Origin of the sequence: Desulfuromonas sp. TF, assembly GCF_000472285.1 — a bacterium.
Taxonomy (GTDB): Bacteria; Desulfobacterota; Desulfuromonadia; order Desulfuromonadales; family ATBO01; genus ATBO01.
Map to the genome: position 1 here is coordinate 12,951 of NZ_KI421422.1, position 22,321 is coordinate 35,271.

Below are 22,321 nucleotides of genomic sequence, written 5' to 3' on the forward strand. Positions count from 1 at the left end.
CGACCCACCCCTCCAGCACGGAGAGGTCTTTGAGCAGCTCCGGGCTCTCTCCCGTATGGACCACGTGGCCGCGGTCCAGGACGACGGTTCGATGCGTCAGGCTGAGGGCCTGCTCCACGCGCTGCTCGACCAGGATCAGGGATTGTCCTTGATTCCGCACCATGTCGTCGATGGCCGCACAGAGCTCTTCGACAATGACCGGCGCCAGCCCCTCCAGCGGCTCATCGAGCAGGAGCAGCTGCGGGTTGAGCATCAGCGCCCGTCCGATCGACAGCATCTGCTGCTCGCCTCCGGAGAGTTGATTGCCGAAGTATTTGCGGCGGGCCTGCAGGCGCGGAAACAGCGCGTAGATCCGGGCCAGGTCCCACTTGCCGGGAAGCGAGGGGACCGTCAGGTTCTCCTCGACCGTCAGCGAGGGGAAGACTTCCCGCTCCTGGGGGACCCATCCGAGCCCGGCCCTGGCGCGGCCGTGGGCGGGCACTCTCTTCAGGTCCTGCCCGCGCCAGAGGACGGCTCCCCGGTGGAGCCGGGTATGCCCCATGATCGTCAGCAGCAGGGTGCTTTTGCCGACCCCGTTTCTTCCCAGCAGGGCAAGGCTTTCACCTTCCTGCATGGACAGGGAGCAGTCATCCAGGACAGTCGCCTCGCCGTAGCCGGCCGATACTCCTTCAACCCTCAGCATCTCAGTGCCCTTTTCCCAGGTAAACCTCGCGCACGCGCGGATCGACGGCGATTTCGGAAGGCAGCCCGGTCACCAGCTCCTCCCCGTTGACCAGCACCGTGATCCGGTCGGCAAAATTGAAGACCAGGTTCATGTCATGTTCGATCAGCAGAATGCTGATGTCTTTCGGCAGCTGCGCCAGCACGGCGAACAGCTCGTCGCTTTCCCCTTCCGGGACTCCGGCCGCCGGTTCGTCCAGCAGAAGCATCTTCGGCCGAGCCACCAGCGCCAGCGCCATTTCAAGCAGGCGCTGTTTGCCGTAGGCCAGCTTGTGGGTAACGACAAAACAATCCCGGGCCAGGTTCAGCTGTTCCAGCAGGGCGTACGCTTCGTCTATTTCGGAGATCCGCCGCGACAGCCTGGTAAAGCGCCGCTTCAGGAGGCTCATCTGCCGATGCTTGCGGACACAGATCGCGTTGGTGACGGACTCCAGGGGCGTCAGATGGGGAAAGAGGGTGTTGATCTGGAACGTCCGCGACAGGCCGCGCCGGACGCGCTCGTCGGGGGGCAGGTGCGTGATGTTGGCCCCGCCGAGCCAGATGGAGCCTTCGGAGGGGCGCAGGACTCCGGTGATCTGATTGATCAGGGTGGTTTTGCCGGCGCCGTTCGGTCCGATCAGCGCATGACGGGCGCCCGGGGCGATGGAGAGGTTCACCCCCTTGGTGACCATCAGACCGCCGAAAGACTTCCACAGGCCCCGCGTTTCTAGAACAGCACTCATGCGTTATCCTTCTTGCGGCGCCGTCCAGGCAGCTGCGCCAATCTGCCCAGGCCGCCGAGAATGCCGCCCCGCAGATAGAGCGTCATCACGACCAGCAGCAGGCCGAGCCAGAAGTTCCAGTATTGCGGATTGATGTTGGAGAGCCGGTCCTGGACCAGCATGAACACGGCGGCCCCGACAAAACCGCCGTACATCGTCGCGGTGCCGCCGATGATCAGCATGATCAGCAGTTCCGCCGAACGCTCGAAGCTCAGGACATCGAGGCTGACGAACTGGGTCGACTGGGTCAGCAGTGCCCCTGCGAAACCGGCGAGCACCGCCGAATAGGTGTAGATATTGGTCAGGATGGCCTTGACGGGGATGCCGATGGCGAGGGCCCGGGTCGAGTTGTCGCGGAAGCTGCGCAGGGCGAGCCCGTAAGGGGAATGCATCATGCTGCGGGTCACGGCAAAGAGGACAAAGCTCACGCCGAGCACGTAGAGGTAAGACGTCCTGCCGTAGAGATCGAAGGAGAAGGCGCCGAACAGCTTGTCGATTTCAACCCCCTGCAGGCCGTCGACGCCGCCGGTGAAGTCGGAGGCGCTGTTGGCGATCTCGTAGAGCAGCAGGCCGATCCCCAGGGTGATCATCAGTCGCGTCAGGTCGCCGCCCCGCAGCAGCAGAAAGCTGCTGAGATAACCGGCCGCCCCGGCGACCAGGCCGGCCGCCAGCAACCCGCTCAGCGGCTCCTGCCAGCCGTGGGTGGCCAGCAGGCCTGCCGTATAGGCGCCCAGGCCGAAGAAGGCGGCATGCCCCAGCGTCACGATGCCGCCGAAGCCCAGGATCAGATCGAGGGACAGGGCGAACAAGCCGGTGATCAGGATCTGGGAGGCGAACACCAGCTTGGTCGGAAAAACGAAAAACAGGCACAGCAGTGCGATCCAGAACAGGATCTCCGCCGGCTTCCAACGGTCGCGGTCCTGCATGGACTTGAGATAGCCCGTTTCGCGGTTCGATGTATCCCTCGGGGACGTATTCATTTGATGCCTTCGCAATGACTCAGAGGATGGCTAAGCAAAAAGTTCGTGTGGTTTTTCTGGGGCGAAGGCATACATCAGGTATCGAGGTCCTGAAAAAAACGCCGTAACGCCGCAGGGCGGACTTTTTGCGACGCCATCATTCATTTGGTCTTCCTCCGTCCCAGCAGCCCTTGAGGAAAGAGCAGCAGCAGCAGGATCATCGTCGCATAGATGACGAAGGCGCCGATCTGCGGAACATAGTATTTTCCGGTAATGTCCACGACGCCGAGCAGCAGCGAGGCCAGCAGGGTCCCGAGCACCGAACCGGGCCCTCCGACGACCACGACCAGCAGAAAGTAGACGAGATACTTGAACCCGAACTGCGGGTCCAGGCCGATGACCTTGATGCCGACGGCCCCGCCCAGGGCGGCCAGGCCGCTGCCGACGGCGAAGGTGATCTGGAAAACACGGTCCACCCGGATCCCCATCGCCGCGGCCGTCCTCTGGTTGTCGACGGAGGCCCGGATTTTAGCTCCGAAGCGGGTGCGCACCAGGCCGAACAGCAGGGCGAGGGTGATTGAAATCCCGACTCCCATCAGAAACAGGCTGTAGCGCGACATGTCGAGGCCGCCCAGGGAGATCTGTCCGGCAAGCGCTGCCGGAATATCCACCGGCTGCGGATTCGGACCCCACTGGAAATGGGCTCCGGCGGTGGCAATGAAAATGATCCCGACCGTAAGCAGCACCTGGTCGAGCGGAGTGCTTTTATAGAGGGGGCGATAGAGCAGGCGCTCCAGGGGCAGGCTGGCGGCGGCCCCCGCGATGAAAACGATCGGCAGGGCCTCGATGAACCCGATGCCGGCCTGCCCCATCAGGTCCACCAGCAGGTAGCCCCCCGCCATGGCGAAGACGCCGTGGGCCAGGTTGTTGAATCCCATCAGGCCCAAGGTAATGGAGAGTCCGACGGAGATGATGAACAGCAGCATCCCGAGGGCCAGGCCGTCGAAGAGGATTCCGATAAAATTCAGCATAGGCAACCTTACTCCAGGGGCAAGCGGGGGGGCGCCTTTAGCGACGCTCAGACGAAACAGTGTTTTATGAAATCACGGGTCAGCTTTCATGTCAACAGGACAAATGCCGAATTCTCGAAAATGACATTTTCAGCCCGAGGTGCCTTTTTAAAAGGTTCCGGCACATGCCGGCAAGCACCAACGGTTGCCATATTGATTAGACTGTCGCATTCCATAATGAATTCTCTTTTGAATTCAACCTTGAATTCAATTTTGTATAACATTGTTATGTTTGTCAATTTCTTTTATCCCTGATTTGCGGAATTTTCGCTCATTGCGTTCAGAAAGCCAAAGCCCCCGCTGTATGAGCGGGGGCTTTGGCAGCTCATGCGGCCGAGGATCTCAGCCTTCACTCTTCAATGTCAAGTAGCGGGTCGACTCGCCGTGTCTGATCAGCAGCAGGTAGGTTTTCCCTTTGGCCGCCATGAGTATCCGGTGCGCCTCGTCGGGATCAGACACCTCCTGGCGATCAATTTCCTGAATCAGATCTCCCCGTTCAATGCCGGCATCGGCAGCCGGGGAATTCGGCGCGACGGCGGCGATCAGAACCCCTTTCTCCCCCTGGTAGCCGAGCCGCTCTGCCAGCTCGGGGGTCAGCGCCTGCAGGCCTAGACCGATCTCGGGCAGCTTGCCGGGTTTGGTCGCGGGCCCGCTCTCGCCTTCGAGCTTTCCGACGACGGCTGTCAGATGCTTCTCCTTGCCATCGCGCAGGACCGTCAAGACAACCTCGGTGCCGGGAGGGGTGAGGGCGATCCGGTTGCGGAGCTCGGCGGCGCCACTGACTTTTTCGCCGTCGACCCTGCGGATGACGTCCCCGCGCTGGAGTTCCGCCTTTTCGGCCGACGAGCCTTCCATCACCTCGGACACCAGAATCCCCTGCGTGTCCTTCAGGCCGAAGGATTCGGCCAGATCCGTGGTCAGATCCTGGATATAGGCTCCGAGTCGGCCGCGGGTCACCTCTCCGTGCTCTATCAGCTGGTCCCGGATCTGCCTGGCCATGTTGACCGGAATGGCGAAGCCGATCCCTATGTAACCGCCGCTACGGCTGAAAATGGCGGTATTGATTCCGACCACCTCGCCATCCAGGTCGACCAGCGGGCCGCCCGAATTGCCGGGGTTGATGGCGGCATCGGTCTGAATGAAGTTTTCGTAGTCGTTCAGGCCGATGCCGTTTCGCCCCTTGGCGCTGACGATGCCGGCGGTGAGGGTATGGGAGAGTCCGAAGGGGTTGCCGACGGCCAGTACCCAATCTCCAACCTCGAGCCGGTCGGAGTCGCCGAGATCCAGGAAAGGAAGATCGCTTTTATCGATCTTGATCACCGCCAGGTCGCTGGGAGGGTCGGCGCCGACGACTTTGGCGGTGTATTCGCGACCGTCCTGCGTCTTGACCCGCACCTTGTCGGCTTTATCGACCACATGGTTGTTGGTCAGGATATAGCCGTCGGGAGAAATGATGAATCCCGACCCTTGGCCGACTGAACGGCGCTTTGACGGCGCCTGGCGCGGCCGCTGAGACCGGGGCGGCTCGCCGAAGAAATGACGGAAGAATTCATCGCCAAAAGGGCTGCCGGAAGGGGAGAAGTACTGGGCCGGATCCTGAGCGGCAACCTCCTGTTCCACCTGGATGAAGACCACCGCCGGGGAGACCTTCTTTGCCACGCCGCGGAATGCCTGGCCGCTCTGGCGCAGACTCTCCAGCCCCTCTTCCCGAGCGATTGCCGGCGTCGCCGAAAAGAGGAAACCGAGACCGATGGCGATCAGCAGAGCGAACCCGGCTGCCGTGAACCGTTGAGATCTTTTTCTCATGACATTCTCCTTGGTTTGTTAACTTTCCTTCTGCCCAATGGGCACAAAACGCTGACAAGAGCGATGAGTTGGTCGAGGTCGAAAGGCTTGTCGATCGTCAAAGCGGCTCCCAGCTTCCTGGCCGCCGCATGGGTAGAGGCATCGCCGAAGGCGGTCATGCAGACAAAGGGGGGACGCCGGGGCAGGTCGTGCAGGGCTTCGAGAACTTCCAGGCCGGTCAGGGCCGGCATGCGCAGGTCGGTCAATACAAGATCGAACCGTTCGCCTCCCGCTTCCGGATGGGGCTCCAGGCGTTCCAGCAATTCCAGTCCGTTGCCGCAACTGGTGACACTGTATCCTGCACGAAACAGGGAGAAGGCGAGCAGTTCCCGCAGGTCATGATCGTCTTCGGCGAGCAGAATCCTTGGGTTGGGATTTTCAAGGTCTTTCTCTCTCATCCGGGCGCCTCCGATAAAGGGTTCCTGACAAGTAAGGCAACCCTTGTGCCAAGACAAAATCCTCTTCAAAAACGGTGAGTTGAGATGAATGGTGGTTGGGGCATCATGCCCCCGAGGGGTCAAAATGCCCCGGACGAGAGGCGGGAGTTCACGAAGGCCGTCACCTTGAGACAGAGGCGTGAAGGAGCGGAAGGGATTCGAGCTTTCGACGGGGCGGAGAAGGATTGAGCGGGGAAAAGGGGAAAAGTCTTTAGTCCTCTTTCAACTTGCGGTAGAGGGTCTTGCGATCCACCCCCAGAATGCGCGCCGCCAGGGTCCGGTTGCCCCCGACCTGGTCGAGGACTTTGTCGATGTAGCGGCGCTCCATCTCGGCCAGCGGGAGGAGCGAGAGCGCATCGACGGTCCCGCTCGGGTAGGGGATCTCCCCGCTTGATTCCTGCAAATGTTCGGGCAGGTCTTCGACGGTGATGCGGTCGTGGAGGGTGAGGGCCAGGGCCCTCTCAATGACGTTGCGCAGTTCGCGTACGTTTCCCGGCCAGCGATAGGCGAGCAGACGGGCTGCGGCCGGCTCAGCCAGGCCGCTGACCGATTTGCCGAACCGGCCGGCGAGCTCGGTGATAAAGCCCTGGGCCAGCAGCAGAATGTCGTTGCCCCGGGCGCGCAGCGGCGGCAGCTCGATCTGGATGACATTGAGGCGGTAGTAGAGATCGCTCCGGAAGCTTCCCTCCTTGACGGCTTCGGCCAGGTCGCGATGGCTGGCGGCCACGATCCGGACGTCGCAGTCGATTTCCTGCCCTCCCCCCAGAGGTCGGACCTTGCGCTCCTCCAGCACTCGCAACAGTTTCGGCTGCAGGGACAATGTGAGTTCGCCGATCTCGTCGAGGAAAAGGGTGCCGCCCGAGGCCTCGGCAAAGAGGCCGCGGCGGTTTTCCCGGGCATCGGTGAAGGCGCCGCGCACATGGCCGAACAGTTCGCTCTCCAGCAGGCTCTCCGGCAGTGCGGCGCAGTTGATGGCGACGAAGGGGCCCTTTCGGCGCCGGCTCTGGCGGTGCAGGGCCCGGGCGACCAGCTCCTTTCCGGTGCCGCTTTCACCGCTGATCAGAATGGAGGTGTCCAGATCGGCAATGCGGCTGATCTGTTCCCTGACCTTTTGCAGCACCGGGCTGTCGCCGGTCAATTCGCCCTGGGGCCGGCTGAGCCGAACCTGATCCTTGAGAAGCCGGATTTTTTCCTGCAGCTGCCGATGTTGCAGGGCCCGCTCCAGGGAGAAGCCGAGCAGGTCGAAATCGACCGGTTTGGTGACGAAGTCGTAGGCGCCGGCCCGCAGGGCCGCGATGGCGGTTTCCAGGGAACCGAAAGCGGTCATGATCACCACCGGCAGGTCCGGGCGATTGGCGCGCAGCTCGGCGCATAAGTCGATGCCGCTCGGTCCCGGCATGTTGAGATCGGTCAGAACCACGTCGATCTCTTCCCGGTGGAGAATTTCCCCTGCAGCCCGGGCGCTGCGGGCGCTCCGGACCCGATGACCGCGCCGGGCCAGGGTCTCCTCGAGCAGTTCGCACAGGGCCTGATCGTCATCGACGATCAGGATGCGGCCCGTCGGTCGGATATCGTTCATCCTTTTTCTCCACGGGTCGCTTGGGGCAGAAAGACACTGAAGCAACTCCCCTCACTGGGGGTGCTGGCGACCTCGATCCATCCGCCATGCTCCTCGGCGATCCCGTAAGCGATGGAGAGACCGAGGCCGGTTCCCCGGCCGACATCCTTGGTGGTGTAAAAGGGATCGAAGATATGGGACAGGTTCTCCGGAGCAATCCCCACTCCCTGGTCTTCGACCCGGATACAGCACCAGGAGCCGTTCTCCGCCGCCCTCCCCTCCGGCGGAGAGGAGGCGCAATCCTTTTTCAATTGCAGGGACAATCGCCCTCCCTCGGGCATGGACTGGATGCCATTCATGGCCAGGTTGAGCAGCACCTGCTGGAGCTGACCGGGATCGGCGTTGACGGTCAGAGACCCCTCTTCGGCCTCCCAGTGCAGATCGATCCCCTGATTGCGGGCAGTCGGTGCAAGGAGGTCGAGCGTCCCCTTGATCAGTCCGCTCAGCTCAACCGGCTGCTTGCGCGCCTGGCCGCGGCGGGCGAAGTCGAGAAGCTGGCGCATGATGGCAGTCATCCGCTCGGCTTGTTCGCCGATAATCCGGGCTGAACGCGCCGTCTCTTCCGGTGAGAGGTCCTGCCCGGCAATCAGTTTGGCCCGGCCGGAAATGACGTTGAGAGGGGTTCCGAGTTCGTGTGCCATGCCGGCCGAAAGACGCCCGACCGTGGCTAGGCGCTCGGTATGGCGCAGCTTTTCCAGCGCCTGGATCTTGGCATGATTGGCCGCCTGCTCCGCTTCCCGAGCTTCGGCCAACTGGCTGCGCATGCGATCGATAGTGCCGGCCAGGATGGCCAGCTCATCCCGTCCCGATACGGTAACGGCGGTGGAAAAGTCGCCGGCGCCGATCCGTTCCGCCTGTTCGGTCAGCTTCCGGACAGGACGGTTTATCCAGAAGCTTCCGAGGACCGTCATCAGCAACAGACCTGAGCCGATGGTGGCCACCATCAGCAGCGCCGAGCGACGCAGGCTCTCCCGGACATAGCCGTGCAGTTCGTCGAGTGATTCACTGACCTCGATGGCGCCGGGCCTCCCCCCGGCGGTCATGACGGGAAGGTAGGTCACCAAAAAGTCATGACCTTCCTTCGACTCGGCCAGTAGCGAGAAAGTCTCTCCCTTTTGCAGCGGGGAGAGTTCATCCCTGGAAAAGCGGGGGAGATAGCGGGGTGCGGCTTGCCCCTCGAGCCAGACCCAGCGAACCTTGAGGGGGCCGCTGACCAGGTTGGAGTTTTCCAGAAAACCGATGGCCGCCTGCTCTCCCCCAATCCGCCATATTTCCGTCAGCATGACCCTGAGGCTCTCTCCCAGGTGACGCGCTTCGCGGCTCAGTCTTTCCTTCAACTGGGCTCTTTCGCGTTGGATGGAAAGATAGCTGTTTAGAGAGAACAGGAGCGCCACCCCGAGCAGAATGGCTATCGTTATTTTGAGGGTCAGCCGCATCGATCGTTTTCTTTGGGAGGACAGGCAATCCGACGGTCATTGAAGGTCTCTATCCTGCTACTTTGGGGAGGGGGTTGTCAAGGTAAGGATAGGCGAAGGAGGAAGAGGTGAGCCGGGATGGATCCCGGCCATCTTAAATGGGCGAGCCGCCGACTCGGCATCGGTGCCATCCAATAAGGTGCGCAGCTAGAGGCGAGGTCCCTGTACGTGGAGAGGGAAATCGACACTTGGATGTCCGATAAATCCTTAAAACATGTGGTAGCCCCCTGTGTCAGCATAGTTGTCGCCTCTAACTGAACTCAACTCGATTGGGGGCAGTCAGGAGGCGCATGTATTCCAAAGCATTCAGGGCCTTGATGGTCAAAAATAGGGTATCGAATCACCGACCCCGCAGCGGTAATGAGAGTGCCATTTCCAGTTTTTTTATTTTTTGATATTGCTTCAATGGCAGTTGCGAAAAGTGATGCAGAATAGCTCATTTTCAGCCCCCGTGTTAACTGCATCATCTTTGGCAAGGACTTGCCCAAGCTGTGGTTCTTTGTGCTCCTTTGGAGTTTACCCCTTCTTCTGAACTGCGCAATAAAAGCACCGGAATGATCCAGATGGCCGAGCTTTCAGTACGACGCTCTGCCAAAGAGGCCAGAGCGGTTCAGAATGTCGGCGATCCGTAAATCATCCTGCTTTGTTGATTGACCCATAAGGCCTTGGGAGTATCCATTCTTTCATCCCCTGACCTGCGAAAAGGGGTCCCACAAGATCATATCCTTGCCGGCGTGCGTCGACGGTAATGCTGCCGGCCCGTCATGGAGCATACGACTTCATTCTTCTGGTTGAGCACGTCCCAGCGGAATTTAACTGTGCCGCGGGTCTGATCCTTCTGCGATGGAGTCTGGTCGAGCACTATCGAATGCAGCCGAAGCGCATCGCCGGGTCTGACCGGCTTGAACCAACGCAACTCATCGAGCCCTGGCGATCCGATGCACGAGGTTTGGAGTAGGTAGCCGTCACACATGAGCCGCATCGCCACGCTGCAAGTCTGCCAGCCGCTGGCGATAAGACCGCCAAAAGGTGAGGATTTCGCTGCCTCTTCGTCGGTATGGTAAGCCTGTGGATCGTATTCGCGCGCGAACGTGATGATCTCGTCCGATGTGATCACTCTCGGCTGCGACTCGTGCTGCCAGCCCGGCGTGAAATCTTCCCAATAATATTTAATCTGTGTCATCAGTATGCATCCCTAAAGTGCGAATCACGTCCACTCGCCGAACATTACCGCATCAGCAGGTCATCGGTTTATCGGCTCTATGCGGAAAACTGCCAAAAGAATCCGTAGGCATTCAGAAAAAGAATGGCCACCCCGGAGAAGCCGAGGTGGCCATCTGTGATAACTTCAGTCGTAGATATTTTTCCGGTGACCTACTTCAACTACCAAGATCGTGAGGACCTGATCTTCCAAGTGGCAAATGGCCCTGTAATCCCCGATGCGGTACCGCCAAAAGCCAGCCCTGTCTCCAACCAGAGGTTTGCCGAACTGCCTGGGGTTTTCGGTCCCCTCAAGCCTCTCCCTGAAGTATTTCAGTATGCGCCGGCGAGGCTCATGGTCCAGCCGACGCAAATCATCCAGAGCTTGCTCCTGGATTTCAACTGTCCAGGCCATTCAACTCCTTTTCCGCCTCCTCCAGGCTCAGACGGCGGCCGCCGGCTTCCAGCCGCGCCAGCCCTAGCAGGTAGTCTTCCCGATCCTCCAGAAACTCCTGGAGGGCTTGTCGCACGTAAAAAGACTTGCTCCTGCCCGTCTTCTGGGCGAGCCTCTCCAATCTTGCCTCGATCTCTTTATCTCGCAATCCGATCATTTTCTTCCTCCGGGGCGACCCCTTACTGTTAACGTGTTTAACATTTTAAACACACATGGGAGGTGCGCGTCAAGCCTGGAGCAACAGCTTGGAGCAATCCTCCGATAAGGGATTAAATCGGCCTTTTCGAGTGTCCAAAAAAACTCGCCATTGTAGGATTGCCAAAATGTGTCTTGTGGGGAGTGACATATGAGATTATTAGACATTGTGGTCTTTGCTGAACTCAACCAAATCTTACAGTGGGTGTAAGATTGAGTCTGAGCTACTACATCTAAGGAAAATCATACCGGCTTTGATACCATTTCCCACAGGGTGATCTCGATGGGTTCGGAGCAGAGCTCCCCCGCCTTTGCCTTCAATTCCTTCAGGTATGGCATCTCAAGGTGAACCTCAAGGTCCTTCTTGCTCCTCCAGTTTTCATAGAGGACCAATTTCCCCTTGTCATCGGCAAGCTGGTGCAGGTCATAGTTGATGCATCCAGCCTCTGCCCGGGTCGGTGCCACACACGCCATAATCGCTTGTTTTAATTGCTCTTCCATACCCTCTTTTGCTTTGAATCGTGCAAGAACTGTGACCTTCCTTTCTGCCATATCCGCCCCCTTTCTATTGGGTCTCAACCAGTTATTCAGAACTCAAAAAATCGTGACTTATATGAAAAGAAGGAGGGCGACTCCTTGGCCACCTCCTTGCTTATTCAAGGGTTGCTTACAATTAAAACATCACTTCCTCGATAGCCCATGCCGTCGTCAGCATCCGCCACAATTTGATTGGTACCGACCACTAGAGGGACAGATACCGACCATCGATAGGAGCTTTCGCTCGGAGCTTTCTGGTCGGCGTAGATGAGCGCAAAGATAGTTTCACCAGTCGTCTGATTGGTCACAATGACATCGACCCTGGCACTGTATCTGGTGTAGTAGCATTCTGGGCTGTAAGGGTATTCGAGACAGGCAAATCCGCAAAAACAACCTGTTTCGCCCTTGATTTTCCCGTAAGGGGACTCCAAAGCGTAACCACCGACGACCAACACCTCTGCGTGGCTTGGCAAAGTCAGTGAGTCAGAATCACTCGGGTCATCAATGGCCATCTCGAGCGTGTCGATAATGACCTCGTCCTCTCCTCCATCACCGCCACCGCCACCGCCACAAGCGTATACAGACAATATCAGTGCTAATAATGTTGAAGCTAAAATTACCTTTTTCATGGCAACCTCCTGGACCCATTGATATTTTTCAAAAAAAAACGGGCACACCAAGAGGACTAAACCCTTGACGGCCCGGTAGACTTTGACGAAAAACGAGCCAAAGGCCCACGGCTTTCCGTCCTGCCTTTTCAGGCAGTTTAGCTTTTCATGGTTATTAAAAATCTTATACCATAAAAATTATCAGTTTTTTCTTACAACTCTTGAGTTTCAGGAAGAAGTGGTGAAGGTCTAGATGAAAACATCTGAATATTCCGAAAAGTTCTACTCCTGAGTTTCATATTTGAAAAATAGCGGCCAGTAGGCATTTCCTGAAAAGTCTGACCTGCGAAAAAGGGCCACCTCATCCTGTGGATGAAAATGGCCCTTTCTTCATGTCTGAAAAGTCCCGGCACCAAGACCGCCGAAAAACTGTGCTGGCACCGGTGACTTCTGGGAATTGGTGGCAGAAAGCTTCTTACCGGAAATCAAACGCAGAACTGGCAGTTAGCCATTCTTCTCCGTTGGATTTTGTGACCCTCTCAATCGATATTTTGGCGTGAACTCACTTCCCGGAGGCACCCATACCTAGTCAAAGGCTACGACGCCTCATGTAGCAGATTGGTGAACTCCTCGGCCGGCAGGGGCTTGCTGAAAAGGTACCCCTGATAGGTGTCGCATCCGCAACCGGCGAGAAAGTTGAGTTGCTCGCAAGTCTCAACCCCTTCGGCGACAGCAGTCAAACCCAAGTTATGCGCAATGGCAATGACGCTGGTGACGACGGAGGCGCCACTTGGATCGGTGGCCACGTCCCGGATGAAGGAGCGATCGATCTTGAGACTGTCGACCGGGAATCGGCGCAGATAGTTGAGGCTCGAGTAACCGGTACCGAAGTCGTCAAGACTAAGGCTCACGCCCAGCTCCTTGAGGGTGTGCATGGTCCGCTCCGCTTCGGTGGGATCATCCATGACCATGCTCTCGGTCAGTTCCAGTTCCAGCAGGCGCGGGTCCAGTCCGGCGTTGCGCAGAATCTCCTCAACGAGCTGCGGCAGGTCCCCTTTGCGGAACTGCCGTGCGGAGAGGTTGACGGCGACGCTCAGCACTGGCAGACCCTCGTCCTGCCAGGCCCTGGTCTGCCTACACGCTTCCTCCAGGACCCAGGTTCCGAGCGGTACGATCAACCCAGTCTCTTCTGCCAGAGGAATGAAGTCGGCCGGCGAAATCATCCCCCGGAGCGGATGGCGCCAGCGCACCAGGGCCTCGCAGCCGATGACGCGGCCGCTGAACAGGTCGACCTTTGGTTGGTAGTGCAGACAGAATTCCTCGCGTTCAAGAGCCTGGCGCAAGGCGCCTTCGAGTTCCAGTGTTTCAAGAATTCGTTGGTTCATCTCCGGGGAATAAAAAGCGAAGTTGCTGCTGTCATTTTTTTTGGCCCGATACATGGCCAGGTCGGCGTTGCGGATCAGGGTGGGCCCATCGACGCTGTCTTTAGGGTAGAGACTGACGCCGAGACTGGCGGTGATGGTGATCTCCCGATCACAGATCTGGTAGGGCAAGGACAGGTGGTCGAGAATTTTTCTCGCCACCAGACCCACGTCTTCGGCCTCAGCGACCTCCGCCAGCAGGACGACAAATTCGTCCCCGCCCAGTCGAGCCACGGTGTCGGCATTGCGAACTTTTTGCTGCAGGCGCTGCGCCACAGCGTACAGCAACTGGTCGCCGAAGGCATGGCCGAGGCTGTCGTTGATCACTTTGAAGCGGTCGAGGTCGAGCAGCAGCACCGCCACGATCCGCCCGGAACGATGTGCATAATGGAGCGACTGGTCCAGGCGATCCTGCAGCAGAGCCCGATTGGCCAGCCCGGTTAACGCATCGTGGGTGCCCAGATGCTGGAGTTGCTCTTCGTAACGTTTTTGCTCGGTGATGTCTTCGCCGATGCTCGCGGTTCCGATCACATCCCCAGAGGCTGAACACAGCACCGAGTTATTCCAGTGAATAAGCCGCCGCTCACCGGAACGGGTAAGGATCTCGTTCTCATGATGCCTCGTGTCCGGCATGTTATTGAGCACCTTTGCGAAAATATCTTTCAGCTCGACGTTCTCCGGCGGGATGAAGAGATCAAACCAGTTCGAACCGAGAATCTCCTCGCGCCGCCAGCCTGTCAGTCGCAACAGGTAATCATTGCAGAAGGTAACCCGCGCGTCCCGATCGAGCGTCATGGAAATCAAATCGACGTTGCTGAGCATGTCGCTGTAGCGCCGCTCACTTTCTCGCAGCGTATCCTCTGCTCGTTTTCGGTAGGTGATGTCCATGACCATCGCCAGGGTGCCAACGTAGCAACTTGTCTCGTCGATGAGGGGGTTGGTTGCCAGCAAAACCCATAGGTCGGAGCCGTTCTTGCGCCGGAACCGGAAATCGGTTTGTTCGCTGATCCCCTCTCGCCGGTGCATCATGTGATCTTCTGCCAGCGCACAACTAGCGTCGTCCATGAAATCGAAGACGGGTCGCCCTACCATCTCTTCTGTTCCATAACCGAGCATTTCAGCCATTTTCTGGTTCACAAAAGAGGTGATGTTTGCAGCATCAAGAACCCATATGCCTTCTTGTGCCGTCTCGACGATCTGCCGGTAGCGTGCCTCACTGGCGGCGAGTTCAGCAGTGCGAGCCGCTACGAGCACCTCAAGTTTGTCCTTATGCTGGCGCAACAGCTCTTCACTCGCATGCAGGCGACGGTAAAAATACCCTTCTCGGATTGAAAGGAGCATCCCCGTAGCCGCCAGCAGCAAAATGGTCACTCCCACTCCCCAGACCAACGGGCGATGGCGCAGGTAGCCCGCAAGTTCGTCGGTTGAAGGCCCAAAAGTCAGCAAGGTCCACTCAGCAACAGGGACGCTTTCCGTCCAGACTTCGAACTCTCTCCCCGCTAGGCGCAGAGTGGAACTTCTCGGTAGTCTGGTTTCATTAACCTTTAAATTCGACAATTCCTCAATTCTCGCTCCGGATGTTAAAGGGCTCTCCGGATTGGCGAAGATGACGGTTCCGCTGCGATCGACGACGGCAATGCTGAAATCGTGTGGCAGAGTCGTAGCAGACCATACCTGCGCGAGTTCGGCAAGCTCAATACTTAATCCCACTAAACCTTTGAAGCGCTCATGGCTATCCTGTAGGGGAACCACTAAGCCGGTTACAACTTGTCCACTAATAGGACCCAAGTGAGGGTCCATGACGTAGCGGGGCGCTCCGGAGGCCAAGGCTTTAAAGAACGGTAATGCCGATGCAGTCGGGGGATCATTCGGCCAGAATGGGCGGCTAGAAGCTAGGAATCGGCCATCGGCGCTGGTCGCCGCAAAGTTCACAATCTGAGGAAATTGTCCCACAAGACGAGCGAGGAAGGCGCTGCAACCGTCCCCACCGTCGAGGCGCATGCAATCGGTTTCGGCAATGGCGCGCAGGAGGGATTCGTAATGATCGAAGTACGCCTCTGTCGATTGTCGAACATGCTCGGCGTGATGGGCCAAGGCATTGCGTTCCGCACGCTTCCACTCGGCATGGTCGTGGGCCACGAGTCCGCAGGCTAGCAGCAAAATCAGCACGATGGTGCCAATCAGCGCAACACGAGTCAGGCCATGCCGCCGGGGGACTTCAGGTGCACATTCATCAATATTCTCCCCGGCGTTTTTCACGGGAGTAGACCTATTCTTGATGTGTTGTGGGTCACGCGTCATATTTACTCCCCTGGGGGGTGCCGGTTGGTTGAGCATTTAATCTTCGGAACGATCCTGTCGATCGTCAAGCGCGAGGCGTTTACAACCAAAGACAATGCTTCCAGTAATTGGTAGTATCCCGGAACAACTGGGAGGTCAATGAACTGGCGTCAGGCATTTGAAAGCCGCAGGAGGGGCTGATTCAAGAGAAAAACAAAAAGCCCGCCGTTCTTCCGAAGACGAGCCATAGGCTTCCGGGGGGGGAACCTTCTTCGGCAACCCGGCTATCCGTGCCAACCAATCAGGAGGTGGCCGAGGACCCGTGGCTTTGCGTCCCCGGATTGCTCCGGGTTTGCCTTTTCATCTATGTACAGGAAAAATATAGTATTTATATTATCAAAGCAAAGGAAAATTCTCCTTTTAAAGTTTTTAATACTATAATGGCCCACATTTCCTCATAACGATAAAGGGCCATCCAATCCGAGGATTAGAATGGCCCTTTTTCTGTGTCCGAAAAGTCGCGGCCGAGATCGCCGGAAACAGTGCTGGCACCGGTGATACCTGAGACGGTGCGGTCGCCTCGGCCATTTATTCAAGGCAATCGCCGATAGCCGAATACAGATCGCTCATCTGGACGGGCTTGGTTAATACCCTGTCCATTCCCGCCTTCAGACAGTCCTCCATAATTTCGCGCCGGGCATGAGCGGTCAGCCCGATAATGCAGGCGCGCTTGTTACGATCAGCCTCCCTTTCGCGGATAGTCCGGGTCGCCTCCAAACCGTTCATCTCCGGCATCTGCAAATCCATGAGGACAAGCTCGAAATTCCCGCTCTCCCATTTCTCGACGGCATCCCATCCGGTTTCAGCAGTTACCGCTTGCCAGCCGCGCTGGGCCAGCATCAGGGTGATCACATCCCGGATCAGCGGGTCATCTTCGGCCAGCAGAATGCGGGCGTCGAATATTTCTTTCCCGGGTTCCTTCGAGGGGGCGACGATCGTTGTCTCAGGTTGTTTCTCGGCACTTTTCAAGGGAATAGTGAAGGTGAAGACGCTTCCTTTTCCTTCCCGGCTCCGGACAGAAATATCTCCTCCCATCAGGTGGACCAAACCCTTGGAGATCGCAAGGCCCAGACCGGTACCCCCGAATTTCCGGGTTAAGGAACTGTCCACCTGTGTGAAACTCTGGAAGAGCAGATGACGTTTCTCCCTGGGGATGCCGATACCGGTATCGGCCACAGAAAACTCAAGGAATTCCCCACGGGGCTGCACCCGGACACGGATTTTTCCCTCGTGGGTGAATTTGACTGCATTGCCGATCAGGTTAGTCAAAACCTGCCCAAGACGATTTGGGTCGCCGATTGCGAGATCGGGCACTGCCGGGGATACCTCCGATTTGAGGCTGATGTTTTTCTCCCGGGCGGCCAGAGCAAACATGCCGATCGCCTCGTCCACGCATGCCCGAAGATCAAAAGGTTCTGCCTCGATATCCACCTTCTGGGCCTCGATACGAGAGAAATCGAGGATGTCATCGATCAGGGAACGCAGGCGCTTGGCTGACTGCTCCGCCATCCCCAAGAGGTGCCGGCGCTCGGGACTTCGGTCGATCTGCATAAGATGCTCGATGGCCGCCATGAAGACCGTCATCGGCGTGCGAATCTCATGGCTCATGTTTGCTAAAAACTCGCTCTTGGAGCGGCTGGCCTTTTCGGCAGCGGATATGGCTTCCTTGAGTTCCTCCTCCGATCTCTTGCGCTCGGTGATATTTTCGATGACAGCGATCTGGTAGTCGGGCCGGCCCTCGGCATCGCGTACGAGAGACAGAGTCAGGCGCGCCCAGACATGGTGCCCTTGCTTATGAATGAAACGTTTCTCCACCGTGTAGCTGTTCAGTTCACCGGCGGCCATCCGGCGAAACGGGATGAGATCGAGGTCCACGTCTTCCGGGTGTGTGATCTGTGGCCAAGGCGTAGCGCGCATCTCTTCGGGGGGATATCCGAGCATGCGGCAAAAGGCATCGTTGACATCGATCCATCGTGCGTCGGCAAAACTGACCCGGCCCATGCCGATTGCTGCTTGCTCAAAGACTGCACGAAATTTTTCTTCACTCTCACGCCGTTGTTCTTCCGCAAACTTGCGGTCGATGATGCCTTCGGCAAGGCGCGATTCGTACTCCACACGAAGGGTAATGTCGTTGACGAGGGCCAGAACGATGACTCCGTTAACGGTGTCGAGATAGGTCAGGCTGATTTCCACGGGAAACTCGCTGCCGTCCTTGCGGAGGCCGGTTAGGTCAAGGAGTTCCCCCATCCGCCTGACCTTGGGCTCTTCGAAGTAATGCGCCTGATGCCCCTTATGGACCTGGCGGAAACGTTCAGGGATAAGCAGGGAATGAGGCTTGCCAATCAACTCTTCTCTCGAATGGCCGAACATTTTCTCGGCAGATTTGTTGACCTGCAAAATGGTCCCTGAGCTGTCGATGACGACGACCCCCTCGGCGAGCGACTCCAGAAGTGTGCGCACCGTGAGATCTTCCTGGAAAAGTCCGGCAGCAAAGGCGACCTGTCGCTGGACTCTCAATTCCTGCTCCAGACGTATTTTTTCCTGCTCAATATCAGATGCGGGCATGGGTTTCCTATTGGTCATTCGTAAGTTGACAATGGGCTTCCGAGGTATCGGCAGCATCGGAAGTCTTTATTCATTTTAGCCCAGTGTGAAGCAGAATGTCGCCCCTTTGTCCGGCTCTCCCTCGGCCCACACCCTGCCGCCGTGGCGATGGATGATCCGCTCCACCGTGGCCAGGCCGATGCCGAAGCCCGTGAATCCCGGGTGCCGGGGAGGCGCACGAAGGGAACGAAGAGCTTCTCCGCCTCTTCCATGGCGAAGCCCGCCCCGTTGTCGCGGACGAAACAGGCCGGCTCGCCGTCCCTATCAGTCATCCCGAACTCGATGACCGCCTCCTCTCGCATGGCGGTGTACTTCCAGGCGTTGCCGAGGATTGTCCAGGACCACTCCTAGCAGATTCGCATCCCCGTCTACGAATATCCCCTCGGCGATCCTGAACTCCACCCGGCGACCCGGATCGGCGAGTTGCAGCTCCGCAGCCGTCGCCTGGGCCACGGCGGAAAGATCGACTGTCCCCCGATGCAGCTCGGCGCGTGCTAGGCTGGAGAAATTGAGCAGGGCGTTGATGAGCCGGTTCATGCGCAGTGTGCCGTCGTAGATCTCCTGGAGGTAGCCCATGCACTGCTCGTCGAGCTTTCCGCTGCACAGCTCCCTGAGCACCTGGCTGTAGCCGCTGACGACGGTCAAAGGCTTGCGCAGATCGTGGGCGATGGTGTAGTTGAACGCCTCCAGTTCCCGGTTGGCGCTCTCCAGATCGGCGTTCAGCCTCTTGATCTCCTCTTCCGCCCGCCTGCGGTCGGTGATGTCGCGCAGCGTGACGACGGCGAGAATCGCCTCACCCGACCTGTCCCTCACAGGCGTGCCGTTGAAGCTGGCGATCCATGTTTTCCCCGTCTTTCTGTGCCGGAGGCGCATCTCGCAGTCGGTAAACTTTGCACTTCGGAGTACCCGGGCCAGCGGCCACTGCTCGATCGACACCACCCGTCCATCGAGTTCGGACAGTTCGAAATCCTCCTGGAATCGGTGCAGGTGCCGCCGAACCTGATCGAGTCTTTCGAAACCGTGCATGTCCAGCGCCGCCTGGTTCATGGTCATCACGTTCCCATTGAGGTCGGATATCACGACCCCCTCGACGATATTGTTCAGCACGGCGTCGAGTTGCACCAGCAGCCGTTGCTTTTCCTCCAGCGCTGCCTGTCGCTCACGGTAGATACGGGAGGCCTGCCGTTTCTCAATGTACAGAAGGATGGCTCCGGACGTCACGAGCAGCGAGGCGACGAGCGCCCCGAGGAGGACGGAATCCTGAAGAAGATCGCCCAGTGCCTCCCGCCGGTCGACCTTGGCCACCAGCGCCCACGTTGACCCCGGGACGGGACGGTAGGCGGAGAAGACCGGCTCTCCCCGGTAGTCCAGCCCCTCCATGGTCCCGGAGAGCCCCTTGGCGGCATGGGTGGCCGGCAGCATGGTTTCGGCGAGTGGGCGGCGCAGCGTGAACGCCGTCCCCTTGCGGTGCCGCGGCTCGTTCAGAAAGAGGACTTCGTCCCCTTCCTTCTGCACGAGCAGGGTTTCCGCCGTTTCACTGGGAGTCGGCCAGAGCTGGATGAAGGGATAGAGGAACTCCTCCGGATCTATCTTGAGGACAAAAAGCCGAGCGGCTCGCTGCCGGGGCGGTCCGGGTCGGCCACGGCTGTGTAGAGGCTCAGCATAACCTCGCCGTCTCTGCCGGCGCGATGGAAGTCGAAGAAGAGGGGACCGCTTCTCGGCGGCGCCCCGAGGACCTGTTCGAGAACGTGGGGATCGAGAGGGCCGGAATCGGGCACCGACGCCCGCACTGCTCCCGTACGGTCGAGAAGAAGGACGTTCTGGTACCCGTAGTCTTCCCGGAAGCCGTCCATCCACGCCTCGATCTGTCTGCCCAGCCGGGTGTCCTCCGGTCCGGCGAGATAGTCTCTCAGCGCCCGCGCCGTGAAGGGATTGCGCGAGAGAGTGCGGGCGTTGTTGAGGTGCTGGCTTCGCCATGTCGCGATCTCCCGCACCTTCAGTTCGGCGATGCCGGAGAGCTGGTCCAGAGCCCTCTCTGCCAGGCTCTGCTCCCGCTGCAGGTAGAAATGCGCCCCCGTCGCCGCGATCCCCCTCGCCACAAGGACAAAGATCGCGAGCAGGAGCAGGCGGATATCGACTGGTCTTTCTCTGTTCACATGTAGTTCCTGCTCACGGCGCTTCCTCTTGGTCGGGTCGGAGTCGGGCATGAGGCCTCCGCTGATTCGATTACCGCATGGAGCTGCAGACCGCAGAGGTCATGGTAGCCTCAGTTTGCCGGATGCTTGGGTGGTCCGGGGCGCTGCCTAAACCCCTAAAAAACAAAAAACCGCAGGTCGGCTAAAATGCCGGACATGCGGTCTGTTATCCTGCGCATATTCGTCGATGCTCGCAAGACCCTTGAATCACTTCAGCCCTCCAACAAATCCATCAAAATAAAACTACCTCAGATGTAGACCTTTCGCCATCATCGGTCAACGGGTCGACAATCTGATAAATTGTCCCGCCTAGCCCACGATGCAACATTGGGGCTAAAAGGATTCATTTTCACGAGCCCTGATTTATCTCACTCTCGCCCTGCCGATGGTGTTGGCATCGGTCCCGAACCAGAAACTGTTCGTGGGCTTATGGAACATCATGTTTCGCACCACCCCGCCGCCGCTTTCAATTGGCACGGCCGTGGTGAACGTTTCGGTTTTCGGGTCGAACCCGACAAAGCGGTTCGGCTTCAATCCCGTCTCGACAAACCAGAGCCTGCCTAGGGCATCGGCGCCCATGGCATACGGTCCCGATGCCCGACCGCCAGGCGTCGGCCATTCTTCGACGGCTCCAGTTCCAGGGTTGTAACGGCCGAGATAGCCCTGGGCAAAGTCAACGTACCAGACCATGCCGTCAGGGGTTATAGCCAGGCGGCGCGGGCGGGACTCGCTGCGAGGCAGACGGATTTCCTTCACTCTCCCAGTTGACGGATCGAGGGTTCCCAGAGCGTTCGTGCCGAACAGCGTGAACCAGGGCAGGTCCCGGGAGTCGACGGCCAGGCCGTAAGGCCGTGAACTGGAACTTTCCAGGTCGTAGAGTGTGATCTTCCGCGTATCACGCTTCAGAAACCCCACCTGGTTTCCGTGCTGCACGGTGAACCAGATATTGCCTTCCCTGGTGAAGGCCATGGTATGCGGATCTCGATACCCATCGCCGGGAAGTTCGAAGATTTTCCGATTGCCAGTCTTCGGATCGATCAGCCCGATGTGCCGGACCCGGTTGCCGGCGTACCAGGCTCCGGCTTCGTCCACAACGACCGTATGCGGGCCCGCCCCGTCTTCAAGATCGTACCGTTTGAACTCCCCGGATTTCGGGTCGAACGTGGCGACATAATCCCCTGCCTGCCCCACAAACCAGACCTTGTCTTGCGGGCCATACCAGGGATCTCGCGGGCGGGTATTTTCCCATGGCACCATCCACTCGGTGATCTCTACGGTCGGACCGGCAGCCATAGCGGTCAGTGCAGGAAAAGGGAACAGTGCAGATTCCACCCATAGCGCCAGGACAACCAGGACACGGTACATGGATTGCTCCTTTCATTTACCCGGTGGAAGCACTATTGCTGCCCAGATCCGCGCAAGTTTCCTTCCTCCAATTTTAACAAGGCGGACAATCGGGTGCAATTTGCCGCCCGGGGCCCGGGCCGTTCGGGGGCTCGAAGGGCCGGCCGGCTGAATCGGCCCGCGACAGGGAATGGTTAAAGGAACGCATGAAGCAACTCGTTAGCAAATTATGACTCTTGTCCTTTTCTAAGGACGGCCTTGTTTAAAGCAAGAAGGCCGTCCCATACCGGGTCAATGGGGGGCATTTTGTCAACGGCCAGATAAAAAAAAACCCTGGAGATCAGGAGGGTACGTCCCCAGGGCAAAAAGGAAGCTGCGTCCAGCTTCCTGTAAATATTTATGTTATTTTACAATAGTTTGCAGTTGAAGTCAAAATGGGCGCTGCCTCTCTGGGCGCTACCTCTCCCCCAATGCTTTTCTAGAGGACGAACCCATTATTGCTTGTTGGCTGGTCATATTGCATGGTAAATTCACCACA

Annotated in this window: 19 protein-coding genes and 2 riboswitches; all 19 genes read right to left on the minus strand. The window is 58.4% G+C overall.

Going from position 1 to position 22,321, the window contains the following annotated elements:
* A partial coding sequence (locus DTF_RS23800) for an ABC transporter ATP-binding protein (protein ID WP_081703001.1) occupies positions 1 to 682 on the minus strand: 682 nt, incomplete at its 3' end.
* 1 nt (position 683) lies between these two features.
* Positions 684 to 1,442 (minus strand): ABC transporter ATP-binding protein, encoded by a 759-nt coding sequence (locus DTF_RS0115040; protein WP_027715985.1) that lies wholly within the window; start codon positions 1,440 to 1,442, stop codon positions 684 to 686.
* Positions 1,439 to 2,407, minus strand: coding sequence for a branched-chain amino acid ABC transporter permease (locus DTF_RS23805; protein ID WP_035057588.1), 969 nt, complete (start codon positions 2,405 to 2,407; stop codon positions 1,439 to 1,441). Before DTF_RS23805 ends, DTF_RS0115040 begins: the two co-directional genes overlap by 4 nt.
* Before the next feature lie 194 nt (positions 2,408 to 2,601).
* Positions 2,602 to 3,471 (minus strand): branched-chain amino acid ABC transporter permease, encoded by an 870-nt coding sequence (locus DTF_RS0115050; protein ID WP_027715986.1) that lies wholly within the window; start codon positions 3,469 to 3,471, stop codon positions 2,602 to 2,604.
* A 381-nt stretch (positions 3,472 to 3,852) separates the two neighbouring features.
* Complete coding sequence (locus tag DTF_RS0115060; RefSeq protein ID WP_051361353.1) at positions 3,853 to 5,316, minus strand: DegQ family serine endoprotease; 1,464 nt, start codon at positions 5,314 to 5,316, stop codon at positions 3,853 to 3,855.
* Positions 5,313 to 5,753: a response regulator gene (locus DTF_RS23810; protein ID WP_051361354.1), complete on the minus strand. Its 441-nt coding sequence runs from the start codon at positions 5,751 to 5,753 to the stop codon at positions 5,313 to 5,315. The genes DTF_RS0115060 and DTF_RS23810 overlap by 4 nt, the downstream gene beginning before the upstream one ends.
* A gap of 250 nt (positions 5,754 to 6,003) precedes the next feature.
* The gene (locus tag DTF_RS0115075; RefSeq protein ID WP_035057497.1) at positions 6,004 to 7,371 is read right to left on the minus strand and encodes a sigma-54 dependent transcriptional regulator; all 1,368 of its coding nucleotides are present in this window, start codon (positions 7,369 to 7,371) and stop codon (positions 6,004 to 6,006) included.
* Positions 7,368 to 8,846 (minus strand): sensor histidine kinase, encoded by a 1,479-nt coding sequence (locus tag DTF_RS0115080; protein ID WP_027715989.1) that lies wholly within the window; start codon positions 8,844 to 8,846, stop codon positions 7,368 to 7,370. The genes DTF_RS0115075 and DTF_RS0115080 overlap by 4 nt, the downstream gene beginning before the upstream one ends.
* A gap of 757 nt (positions 8,847 to 9,603) precedes the next feature.
* A complete protein-coding gene (locus DTF_RS0115085) occupies positions 9,604 to 10,068 on the minus strand; it encodes a MaoC family dehydratase (RefSeq protein ID WP_027715990.1) in 465 nt (154 codons plus the stop codon).
* A 165-nt stretch (positions 10,069 to 10,233) separates the two neighbouring features.
* Entirely contained in the window at positions 10,234 to 10,500 is a 267-nt protein-coding gene (locus DTF_RS0115090) for a type II toxin-antitoxin system RelE/ParE family toxin (protein WP_027715991.1), read from the minus strand.
* The gene (locus DTF_RS0115095) at positions 10,484 to 10,696 is read right to left on the minus strand and encodes a TraY domain-containing protein (protein ID WP_027715992.1); all 213 of its coding nucleotides are present in this window, start codon (positions 10,694 to 10,696) and stop codon (positions 10,484 to 10,486) included. The genes DTF_RS0115090 and DTF_RS0115095 overlap by 17 nt, the downstream gene beginning before the upstream one ends.
* Before the next feature lie 281 nt (positions 10,697 to 10,977).
* Positions 10,978 to 11,286 carry a putative quinol monooxygenase gene (locus tag DTF_RS0115100; RefSeq protein WP_027715993.1) on the minus strand — a complete coding sequence of 103 codons (309 nt, stop codon included), beginning with the start codon at positions 11,284 to 11,286 and terminating at the stop codon, positions 10,978 to 10,980.
* Between the two features lie 104 nt (positions 11,287 to 11,390).
* Positions 11,391 to 11,900: a hypothetical protein gene (locus tag DTF_RS26655; protein WP_027715994.1), complete on the minus strand. Its 510-nt coding sequence runs from the start codon at positions 11,898 to 11,900 to the stop codon at positions 11,391 to 11,393.
* Positions 11,901 to 11,963: 63 nt separating this feature from the next.
* Positions 11,964 to 12,052: riboswitch (cyclic di-GMP riboswitch) on the minus strand.
* 423 nt (positions 12,053 to 12,475) lie between these two features.
* A complete protein-coding gene (locus tag DTF_RS25660) occupies positions 12,476 to 15,601 on the minus strand; it encodes an EAL domain-containing protein (RefSeq protein WP_162148650.1) in 3,126 nt (1,041 codons plus the stop codon).
* A gap of 250 nt (positions 15,602 to 15,851) precedes the next feature.
* Positions 15,852 to 15,947: riboswitch (cyclic di-GMP riboswitch) on the minus strand.
* A gap of 221 nt (positions 15,948 to 16,168) precedes the next feature.
* On the minus strand, positions 16,169 to 18,205 hold the full coding sequence (locus DTF_RS25665) for a PAS domain-containing hybrid sensor histidine kinase/response regulator (RefSeq protein ID WP_051361356.1): 2,037 nt from the start codon (positions 18,203 to 18,205) through the stop codon (positions 16,169 to 16,171).
* Between the two features lie 75 nt (positions 18,206 to 18,280).
* Entirely contained in the window at positions 18,281 to 18,490 is a 210-nt protein-coding gene (locus DTF_RS27815) for an ATP-binding protein (protein WP_081703005.1), read from the minus strand.
* A gap of 18 nt (positions 18,491 to 18,508) precedes the next feature.
* Positions 18,509 to 19,759, minus strand: coding sequence for a histidine kinase dimerization/phospho-acceptor domain-containing protein (locus DTF_RS25670; protein ID WP_051361357.1), 1,251 nt, complete (start codon positions 19,757 to 19,759; stop codon positions 18,509 to 18,511).
* A 71-nt stretch (positions 19,760 to 19,830) separates the two neighbouring features.
* Positions 19,831 to 20,451: a cache domain-containing protein gene (locus tag DTF_RS26660; protein ID WP_027715996.1), complete on the minus strand. Its 621-nt coding sequence runs from the start codon at positions 20,449 to 20,451 to the stop codon at positions 19,831 to 19,833.
* Positions 20,452 to 20,802: 351 nt separating this feature from the next.
* A complete protein-coding gene (locus tag DTF_RS0115135) occupies positions 20,803 to 21,804 on the minus strand; it encodes a lyase (RefSeq protein ID WP_027715997.1) in 1,002 nt (333 codons plus the stop codon).
* Positions 21,805 to 22,321: the final 517 nt, after the last annotated feature.